Raw genomic sequence first — 10,170 nt, 5'->3', positions numbered from 1 at the left:
CCCGGCCAAACACATCCACCCAGCCGGGCACCCACGACAAACGACCGGGCTTTGAACAGCGGCACGGCCGAGCACATCCCCCACCCGGCGCTCCAACAAAACCGGGCTGTAATACGCGGCCCACCAAGAGCCCCATCGGGCCACCCGGGCGCTCAGACTGCATCGCCGGGAAGACCTGCGCAAAACAGGAGTGGCGCGTCCAGCTGAGCCGGACGCGCCACTCCTCGGTCGGGGGTGCTCAGCGGCGGGGGCCGCGGCGGCCCTTCTTGGCCTGGTCGCGGGCGGCCTGGCGGCGCTCGCGGCGGGAGCCGCTGCCGCCCGCTTCGTCGTCGGTGTTCTCCTTGCGGGATTCGACGCCGCCGGATTCGGTGGGGCCGGAGTAGTTGAGCTGTTGGGTGGCCGGGCCGTCGAGGCCCTTGCCGCGCAGTGCGGGGGGCAGTTTCTCGGTGGCCGTGCCCGCGGCGGCCTGCTCGGCCTGGGCGCGCTGCTGGGCCTCGGCGGCGCGGGCCTGGCGGGCCTGGAGTTCGGCCTGGCGGGCCTTGGCGGCCGGGTCGACGGTGGGCACGGCGGCCGGGGTGGCGGCCAACTGGACCTGCTGGGGTTCGGGTTCGGCCTGCTCGACCTGGAGGTTGAACAGGAAGCCGACCGACTCCTCCTTGAGGGCGTCGAGCATGACGTGGAACATCTCGAAGCCCTCGCGCTGGTACTCGATCAGCGGGTCGCGCTGGGCCATCGCGCGCAGGCCGATGCCCTCCTTGAGGTAGTCCATCTCGTAGAGGTGCTCGCGCCACTTGCGGTCGAGGACCGAGAGCATGACCCGGCGCTCCAGTTCGCGCATGGCGCCCTCGCCGACGCGGCCGTCGATCTCGGCCTCGCGGGCGGCGTAGGCGTCGGTGGCGTCCTTGACCAGGGCGGCCAGGAGGTACTCGTGGTCGAGTTCGGCGCCGTCCTCCTCGGCCCGCTCGACCAGGGTTTCCCACTTGACCGACACCGGGTAGAGGGCCTTGAGCGCCGACCACAGCTTCTGGTGGTCCCAGTCCTCGGCGTAGCCCTCGGCGGTGGCGCCGTTGACGTAGGCGGTGACCACATCGACGATCATGTGCTCGATCTGCTCGCGCAGGTCCTCGCCGCGCAGCACCCGCTCGCGCTCGGCGTAGATCACCTTGCGCTGCTTGTTCATGACCTCGTCGTACTTGAGGACGTTCTTGCGGATCTCGAAGTTCTGCTGCTCGACCTGGGTCTGCGCGCTCTTGATCGCCCGGGTGACCATCTTGGCCTCGATCGGCTGGTCCTCGGGGACCTTGAGGGTGTCCATGACCCGCTCGACCATGCCCGCGTTGAACCGGCGCATCAGCTCGTCGCCCAGCGACAGGTAGAACCGGGACTCGCCCGGGTCGCCCTGGCGGCCGGAGCGGCCGCGCAGCTGGTTGTCGATGCGGCGCGACTCGTGCCGCTCGGTGCCCAGCACGTAGAGCCCGCCCGCGGCGCGGACCTCGTCCTTCTCCGCGGCGACCTCGTCGTTGGCCTGGGCCAGCGCGTCCGGCAGGGCCGCGCGCCACTCCTCCGGGGTCTCCAGCGGGTCCAGGCCCTTGGCCCGCAGCCGCTCCTCGGCGATGTGCTCGGGGTTGCCGCCCAGGGCGATGTCGGTACCGCGACCGGCCATGTTCGTCGACACCGTGACCGCGCCCCGGTGGCCGGCCTGGGCGATGATCATGGATTCCTTCTCGTGGAACTTCGCGTTCAGCACGTTGTGCGGGATGCCCATCTTGACCAGCAGCTTCGACAGGTACTCCGACCGCTCGACGCTGGTGGTGCCGACCAGCACCGGCTGGCCCTTCTCGTGCCGCTCGGCGATGTCCTCGGCGACGGCGAGGAACTTGGCCTGCTCGGTCTTGTAGATCAGGTCGGGCTGGTCGATGCGGACCATGTCCCGGTTGGTCGGGATGGGGGTCACGCCGAGCTTGTAGGTGGTGTGGAACTCCGCCGCCTCGGTCTCGGCGGTGCCGGTCATGCCGCAGAGCCGGTCGTAGAGGCGGAAGTAGTTCTGCAGGGTGATCGTGGCCAGCGTCTGGTTCTCGGCCTTGATCTCGACCTTCTCCTTGGCCTCGATCGCCTGGTGCATGCCCTCGTTGTAGCGGCGCCCGGCCAGGATGCGGCCGGTGAACTCGTCGACGATGAGGACCTCGCCGTCGCGGACGATGTAGTCCTTGTCCTTGGTGTAGAGCTCCTTGGCCTTGAGCGCGTTGTTCAGGTAGCCGACCAGCGGGGTGTTCGCGGCCTCGTAGAGGTTGTCGATGCCGAGCTGGTCCTCGACGAACCGGACGCCCTGGTCGGTGACCGCCACGGTGCGCTTGCGCACGTCGATCTCGTAGTGGTACTTCGACTCGATCTCGGCGGCCTTGGTGGTGCGGTCCTGCGTGCTCATGGTCGTGGTGTCGATGCCCTTCATCATGGGCATCAGCCGGGCGAACTCCTGGTACCAGCGCGAGGACTGGTCGGCCGGGCCGGAGATGATCAGCGGGGTGCGGGCCTCGTCGATCAGGATGGAGTCGACCTCGTCGACGATGGCGAAGAAGTGCCCGCGCTGGACCATGTCGTCCAGGCTCCAGGCCATGTTGTCGCGCAGGTAGTCGAAGCCGAACTCGTTGTTCGTGCCGTAGGTGATGTCGCAGAGGTAGGCCTCGCGGCGCTCGGCCGGGGTCATCTCCGACAGGATCGCGCCGACCTTGAGGCCGAGGAAGCGGTGCACCCGGCCCATCCACTCGGCGTCGCGGCGGGCGAGGTAGTCGTTGGTGGTGACGACGTGCACGCCCTCGCCAGCGAGGGCGTTGAGGTAGGCGGGCAGCACGCAGGTCAGGGTCTTGCCCTCACCGGTCTTCATCTCGGCGACCTGGCCGAGGTGCAGGGCCGCGCCACCCATGAGCTGGACCCGGAACGGGCGCTGGTTGAGCACCCGCTTGGCCGCCTCGCGGACCACCGCGAAGGCCTCCGGCAGGAGGTCGTCGAGGGTCTCGGCGTCGTGCTCGCGCCCGTCGGCGTCGACGTACTCGCCCCGGTAGCGCAGCTTGAACTCGTCGGTCTTGGCGCGCAGCTCATCGTCGGAGAGATCGAGGAGGTCGTCCTCCAGGGTTTCGATGTGCTCTGCGATATTGCGCAGTCGCTTGAGCATCTTGCCCTCGCCCGCGCGCAGAATTCGGGACAGCACCATCGGAGTCGACCTCGCTAGCTGATAGTCGTGCACCCGTGCGGGGCGCTCTTGTTGGCCATCGTAGGCAACCCGCCGCCCCGCGCGCACCGACGCACGTCGGCGGTGCGGGGCAGGGTACCCGGGCCGCCACCATCAGGGGGTCAACGCGTGGGTGTCCCGATCGGTTCCTGGGCGCGCCGGTGCCCCGGGCGGTCGGCCCGGGGCACCGGTCTGGCGCGCTGGTCGGAGGGGGTCGCTCAGACGAGCCTGATCACGCCGTAGTCGAAGGCCCGCCGCCGGTAGACGACGCTGGGCAGGCCGGAGTCGACGTCGGAGAACAGGTAGAAGTCGTGGCCGACCAGTTCCATCTCGTAGAGGGCCTGGTCGACGCTCATCGGCTTGGCCGGGTGCTCCTTCTCCCGCACGACGTTGCCGGGCAGGTTGTCGGGCACGTCGTCCCAGCTCGGCTGCTCGGGCAGGTCGACGGCGCCCGGGTGCTCCGGCGCGTCGAGCAGGGCGGTGCGCCTGCCGTTGACCTGGCCGCTGCCGTTGATCTCCTCGGTGAGGGCCTCGACCGTGCCGGAGGTGGCCTCGGCGACGGAGGCGGGGCTGCGGCGCCCGTGGTGCACGCGCCTGCGGTCGTGCAGGCGGCGGAGTCGGTTCTCCAGCTTGGCGACGGCCAGGTCCAGCGCGGCGTAGAAGTCGCCCGCGCAGGCCTCGGCGCGCACGGCCGGGCCCTTGCCCTTGCCGGTGATCTCGACGCGCTGGCAGTTCTTGGACTGCCTGCGGTTCGGTTCATGGAACAGCTCGACGTCGAAGCGGATGACCTTGCGGTCGTAGCGCTCCAGACGGGACAGCTTGTCCTCCACGTGTACCCGGTAGTGCTCGGGCACCTCGACGTTACGGCCCTTGACCACGATGTCCATACACGACCTCCCTCGCGGCTTGCGAGTGTTGGCTCCGCTGATACTTCTCAGCGCCGGGATGGTCTGGATTCCAAGTCCAGCACAGGGCGTGACCTGCGAAGACGATCTCCACGTGGTCAGCGCGCCACCGACGCCAGGGTCATGGGCCACTCACCTCCTCGCACCGTCCGGAAACGGTGATAGCGCAGCACGTTAGCCCCGCGCGGCGCTTCGCAACAGCCCCCGGGACAGGGGTCCTCTGTCGGGGAGGGGATTTCACTGGGCGCGACGGATAAACCACGAAAAACAGGTTTGAACCCCGCGGGACCCTCGTTCGGGCGGGCAGCGTTTCACCCTGATGGCTCAGCACATGTGACCGTGCGACGGTGTACCAGCGTCCGAACCGGACGCTCGGGCTGCCGTCACCCCGACCGACGTGCTCCGTGCTGAGCCGCATACCTGGCCAACGGCCCGGAACGCCCGGGGGTTCCCACGCTGTTCACCTGATCGGTGTAGGCGCCATCCCGCCATGCGGGAACCCGATCACCCGGCCGCGGTGCAGGCGAGCACCGCGCGCACCCGGGTGCCCGCCCCCCGCAGCGCCCGGGTGCACGCCGCCGCGGCGGCCCCGGTGGTGATCACGTCGTCGAGGAGGACGACCGGGGCGCGCGGGGGCGGCAGCGCTCCCGGGAGGACGGTCAGGTGCCCGCGCAGGTTCTCGGCGCGGTCCGCGGCGCTGAGCCCCACCGAGTCGCGGGCGCCGCGGGTGAGGCGGAGCGGGTGGGCCACCCGGGCCGGGTGCAGCCGGGCCACCCGCTCGGCGATCGCGGTCATGTGTGGACCGCCGCGGCGCCTGCTCGCGGCGGCGCGGGAGGGGGCCGGGACCAACCACAGTGGACCGGGGAACAGCCGGTGCAGCGCCGCGGCCAGCGCGGCGGCCAGGACCGCCAGCAGGTCCCTCCTCCCCCGCTCCTTGGCCGCCAGCACGGCCTTGCGGGCCGCGCCCCGGTAGGCGCCCACGGCGAAGACCGGGAGGCCGGGCGGCAGCCCCGGGCGGTGGACGGGGAACGGCGCGGCGAAGCAGGGCGCGCAGTCGGGGCACCACGGGGTGCCGGGGCGGGAGCAGCCCGCGCAGCGGCGCGGGAGGAGCAGGTCCAGGACGGCGTCGAGGCCCGGGGCGGCGTTGGAGGTCATGGGAAGAGGATGGCGCGGATCACCGATTCGCGGGGGAAACCATCCACAGGCCTTTGACCTGCGAAAATACTGTCAGCCCGGGTAGAAGGGGATCGAGCCGGGGGGCTGGCCGTGCTGGTGGGTCAGCCAGACCTTGTTCGCCTCCTGCGTCGACCACAGGCCCAGGCTGTCCATCACCAGGGTGGAGCGGCTGGGCGCGGCGGTGACGGCGGTGACCGGCAGGGTGAGGTTGGCGCTGTTGAACTGCGTCAGCGAGAAGCCGTCGATCGGGAGGCTGGCCACCGGGAGCGACGGCTGCTCGGTGACGGCGATGAGGGTCTGCCGGTCGAGCCAGTCGAGGCCGACGACCTGCTTGACCACGCCCGCCTGCAGGGTCAGCGGCGAGCGGATGGCCACCGCGTCGTTGGCGCGGACCACCGAGGCCACCCGGACCTGCCCGTTGACCACGGCGGCGACCCGGACACCGTCGCGGGACAGGCGTAGCTGGGTGATGGGGCCGTCGCGGGTCAGCTCGGTGGCGTCGACCGGGAAGCCCACCCACGTGCCCTCGACGGTGCGCACGACCCGGGTGACGACGGTGCCGTCCTGGACCGTCCAGACCTCGTTGGGGGCGATGCCCTCGCCGGGGCTGAGCAGCCAGGTGGGCCTGGTCAGGGTGGCGGTCTGGGACAGGCCGACCTCGGGGAGGTCGCCGTCGACCTTGCCGACGCGCAGCCGCACCCCCGAGCCGGTGCGCTGCACGACCGCCAGCGCGCTGCCGTCGAGGGACTGGGCGGCGGTGACGACGTCGTAGGCGCCCGAGCCCGCGGGACCGTCGATCGGCTTGCCGTCGCGCAGGGAGACCAGCCTGCCGCCGGTCACGGCGAGGCCGAGCAGGTCCGGCTTGGAGGTGGTCAGGTTCTCGTATGGGGTGATGTCGCTGGCGCGCCAGTCCTGCTTGGTGGCGACCAGCGCCCGGTCGTCGCTGAGCAGGCGGATCGGGCTCGTGGTCACCTCGCTGAGCGTGGTGACCACCTGGACCGCCATCTTGCCGCGCTCCTCCGTCGTCTTCTCCACCGAGGCGAAGTTGATCTTTATCGCGCCGTCGGAGTCGGTCACCACGTTCGTGCGCAGGACGACGCCGTCGAGCGGGCTCACCACGGCGCCCTTGAGGCCGTCGGACGGGCCCTTGAGCAGCAGCTCCACCACCCGCCGCTCCAGGTTGTCGCGCGGTTCGGCGGCCATGAAGCGCAGGTCCGGGACGAGCACCTTCTCCCCCGGGTCGAAGAACACCAGGTTCACCCGGCGGTAGGAGGCGACGAACGCGGACTCGGTGATCAGCGCGAAGTCCGGCGCCTCGGAGATGCGCCACTGCCCGTCGGCCTGGCGGGCCACCTTGAACTGGAACTCGACCGGCTGCACCGAGGCGAAGAACGCCTGGCGCGGGTCCAGCCTGCCGATCTGCCTGCCGGTGAGGATGACGACCTGCTCGTTGACCCGGTCGCCCTCCGGCACCGACTGCGGCAGCGTCTTGGGCTTGTCCTCGATGATGACCCGGTCGCTGGTGCCCGACCACACCGCGTCCGCCTCGGGGGTGAGGTAGGCGCGCGCGGCGTCGGACGAACCGGTCTTGGTCACGAACTCACCGACGAGCCCGTACGGGTTCAGCCCCGGCGACGGGTTGTCCACCACCCGCGACGCCACCTGCGGCAGCTCCGTGACGAAGCGGGGCGGTGTGCTCTCCGGGATGTTCGCGCACCCCGCCGCGCAGGCGAGCACGAGCAGCACCACCAGCACCCGGGTCGACGTGTTCACGGGTGGACCTCCTCCGGGACCTGCTCCGGCTGCGCTTCCTCTGCCGGGTGGGCGTCCTCCGGCGGGAGCGGCAGCGGGCTCTCCCCATACTCGACGTCCTGCAGTCGGGGCAGCGTGAGCCGGAAGCACGCGCCCTGGCCCGGCTCGCCCCAGGCGTCCAGGCCGCCGCCGTGCAGCCGGGCGTCCTCCAGGCTGATCGCCAGGCCGAGGCCGGTGCCGCCGGTGTGCCGGTTGCGCGACGGGTCGGCCCGCCAGAACCGGTTGAACACCAGCTCCGCCTCCCCCGTGCGCAGGCCCACGCCGTGGTCGCGGACGGTGACCGCCACCGCGTCGGGGCCCAGCGCCATCCGCAGCTCGACCGGCCTGCCCTCGCCGTGGTCGATCGCGTTGGCCAGCAGGTTGCGGACGATCCGCTCCACCCGGCGCGACTCGACCTCCGCGGTGGCCTCCTCCTCGGGCAGGTCGAGCACGATCTCGCTGCCCGCGTTGCGCGCGATGACCCGCACCGACTCCACCGCGCGGCGGGCGATGGCGCGCAGGTCGGCGTACTCGGAGACCAGTTCCTCCACGCCCGCGTCCAGCCGGGAGATCTCCAGCAGGTCGCCGAGCAGCGACTCGAACCGGTCCAGCTCGTCGACCAGCAGCTCGGTGGAGCGCGACAGCCCGGCCGGGAACTGCGCGCGGGAGGCGTGCAGCACGTCGGCGGCCATCCGGACGGTGGTCAGCGGGGTGCGCAGCTCGTGCGAGACGTCGGAGGTGAACCGGCGCTGGAGCTGGCCGAACTCCTCGAGCTGCCGGATCTGGCGCTGGATGCTCTCGGCCATCTCGTTGTAGGACTGGGCCAGCCGGGCCACGTCGTCCTCGCCCGCGACCACCATCCGCTCGTCCAGCTCGCCGTCGGCGAACCGCTCGGCGGCCCGGGCGGCGCGGCGCACCGGCAGCACCACCTGCCGGGTGACCAGGTTGGTGATGCCCGCCAGCAGCAGCAACAGCACCAGACCGCCGACGAGCAGGGTGTTCTGCTCGGCGCTGATCGTCGTCTGCTCGGCGGTCAGCGGGTAGAGCATGTAGAGCTGCATCTGCAACCGGCTGCTGCCCGCGTTGTTGATCGGGGTGCCGACGATCAGGTAGGTGATCGGCCCGCTGGGCCGCTCCACGGTGTGGATCTGGGTGGCGGTGGGCCCGGTCGGCCGGAGCACGAACTCACGCAGCGACTGCGGCACCGCGTCGTAGTCGCCCGCGTAGCTGACCTGGTCGCGGGACATGTTGGGGGCGTCGTTGACCAGCACCGGTTCGAAGGCGCCCGCGGAGCTGTCCGGCGACGAGCTGGTCAGCCGGTTGCGGGCGCTGGTCAGCCGGTTGCGCAGGACCTCGGAGTCCTCGCTGGTGCCGAGCAGCTCGCGCTCGGCGATCCCGACCGCGGCCCTGGTCTGCTGGATCGCGGCTTCTTCCTTGGTGCCCAGGAGCTGGTCGGTGATCTGGTTCTGCAGCACGATGCCCAGCACGAACACCACGGCGGAACCGAGCGCGAGGGTGCTGACGACGACGCGCAACTGCAGCGAGCGGCGCCAGAGTTCGCTGAACACGACCGACCGCCGCCGCCCCGCGGCGACGAGGCGGCCGAGGGCGGCGGCGAGCCGGGTGAGGAGTGCGGCCACCCGGCCCGCCCCGGTCACGGCGGGCCCGCCTTGTACCCGACGCCGCGGACGGTCAGCACGACCTCCGGGTGCTCCGGGTCGCGCTCGACCTTGGACCGCAGGCGCTGCACGTGCACGTTGACCAGGCGGGTGTCGGCGGCGTGCCGGTAGCCCCAGACCTGTTCGAGCAGCACCTCGCGGGTGAACACCTGGCGCGGCTTGCGGGCCAGGGCGACCAGGAGGTCGAACTCCAGCGGGGTGAGCTGGATGGCCCGGCCGTCGCGGGTCACCTCGTGCCCGGGGACGTCGATGGTGAGGTCGCCGATGCCGAGGGTCTCGGCGGGCTCGTTCTCGGTGCGGCGCAGCCTGGCCCGCACCCTGGCGACCAGCTCCTTGGGCTTGAACGGCTTGACCACGTAGTCGTCGGCGCCGGACTCCAGGCCCAGCACGATGTCGACGGTGTCGCTCTTGGCCGTGAGCATGACGATCGGCACGCCGGACTCGCCGCGGATGGCCTTGCAGACGTCGATCCCGTTCATCCCGGGCAGCATCAGGTCCAGCAGCACCAGGTCGGGTTTCAGCTCCCGCAGCGCGGGTAGAGCGCGCGACCCGTCGGCCACCACGGCGGTGTCGAACCCCTCGCCGCGGAGCACGATGGTCAGCATCTCGGCCAGAGCCGGGTCGTCGTCCACTACCAGCACACGTGCCTTCATGGTCACATCGTCGCACTGTGCACGCTCCGTGCGTGCGCGTCCCCCCGATCAGGTACTGTTGAATTTTGAACCACTTTGAGGGGAGCACCCGATGGGCATCCGCAGGCTCAACCACGCCGTGCTGTACGTCCGCGACGTCGACCGGTCAGTGGCCTTCTACCGCGACCTGCTCGGCTTCCGCGTCGTGACCGAGTTCCCCGGGCAGGCGGCGTTCCTGCGCGCGGCGGACTCCGACAACGACCACGACCTGGGGCTGTTCCGGGTCGGGGCGGACGCGGTCGGACCGGTGGCCGGGCAGGTCGGGCTGTACCACCTGGCCTGGTCGGTGCGGACGCTGCCGGAACTGGCCGAGTTCGCCAGGGTGCTGACCGCCGCCGGGTCGCTGGTCGGGGCTTCGGACCACGGGGTGTCGAAGTCGCTGTACGCGAAGGACCCGGACGGGGTCGAGTTCGAGGTGTCGTGGTTCGTGCCGCGGGAGCGGGTCACCGCGGACATGGCGGCGGCGGGGGCGCCTCGGGCGCTGGACATCGACGCGGAGATCTCGCGGTGGGGGGCGGACGTGGTGGGGGCGCTGTAGGGGTTCGGTTGGGTTGTCCACATCCCCCGTTGGTGATCCACAGGCTGGCGGTGGGTGTTGTTTTGGCTGCTCAGGGGCCGATACGCTGAAAAGGGCGGTCAGCCCCCGGGTGGGCGGGGTCTGCGTGGGCGGGGTCTGCGTGGGCGGGGTCTGCGTGGGCGGG

Annotated in this window: 7 protein-coding genes; 1 reads left to right on the top strand and 6 read right to left on the bottom strand. The window is 71.2% G+C overall.

The genetic code is table 11. The features are described from left to right. Positions 1–238: 238 nt before the first annotated feature. The 6 genes from secA to mtrA form a co-directional block, all read right to left on the bottom strand. Positions 239–3,208 carry a preprotein translocase subunit SecA gene (gene secA / locus UO65_RS13315; protein ID WP_035282346.1) on the bottom strand — a complete coding sequence of 990 codons (2,970 nt, stop codon included), beginning with the start codon at positions 3,206–3,208 and terminating at the stop codon, positions 239–241. Positions 3,209–3,444: 236 nt separating this feature from the next. Continuing rightward, the gene (hpf, locus tag UO65_RS13310) at positions 3,445–4,113 is read right to left on the bottom strand and encodes a ribosome hibernation-promoting factor, HPF/YfiA family (protein WP_035282343.1); all 669 of its coding nucleotides are present in this window, start codon (positions 4,111–4,113) and stop codon (positions 3,445–3,447) included. A 522-nt stretch (positions 4,114–4,635) separates the two neighbouring features. Beyond that, positions 4,636–5,286 carry a ComF family protein gene (locus UO65_RS13305; RefSeq protein WP_035282340.1) on the bottom strand — a complete coding sequence of 217 codons (651 nt, stop codon included), beginning with the start codon at positions 5,284–5,286 and terminating at the stop codon, positions 4,636–4,638. A 72-nt stretch (positions 5,287–5,358) separates the two neighbouring features. Next, a complete protein-coding gene (locus UO65_RS13300) occupies positions 5,359–7,080 on the bottom strand; it encodes an LpqB family beta-propeller domain-containing protein (RefSeq protein WP_035282337.1) in 1,722 nt (573 codons plus the stop codon). Next, a complete protein-coding gene (gene mtrB / locus UO65_RS13295) occupies positions 7,077–8,756 on the bottom strand; it encodes an MtrAB system histidine kinase MtrB (RefSeq protein ID WP_052021138.1) in 1,680 nt (559 codons plus the stop codon). The genes UO65_RS13300 and mtrB overlap by 4 nt, the downstream gene beginning before the upstream one ends. After that, complete coding sequence (gene mtrA, locus UO65_RS13290; protein ID WP_035282349.1) at positions 8,753–9,430, bottom strand: MtrAB system response regulator MtrA; 678 nt, start codon at positions 9,428–9,430, stop codon at positions 8,753–8,755. Before mtrA ends, mtrB begins: the two co-directional genes overlap by 4 nt. A 91-nt stretch (positions 9,431–9,521) precedes the next feature. Here mtrA and UO65_RS13285 point away from each other — a divergent pair, with 91 nt between their 5' ends. Beyond that, on the top strand, positions 9,522–10,007 hold the full coding sequence (locus tag UO65_RS13285; protein ID WP_035282334.1) for a VOC family protein: 486 nt from the start codon (positions 9,522–9,524) through the stop codon (positions 10,005–10,007). Positions 10,008–10,170 lie beyond the last annotated feature (163 nt).

The sequence above is a fragment of the Actinokineospora spheciospongiae genome (assembly GCF_000564855.1).
In the GTDB taxonomy this organism is placed as follows: domain Bacteria; phylum Actinomycetota; class Actinomycetes; order Mycobacteriales; family Pseudonocardiaceae; genus Actinokineospora; species Actinokineospora spheciospongiae.
The sequence above is the reverse complement of the archived record's forward strand: the minus strand, read 5'-3'. Positions and strand labels throughout refer to the sequence as shown.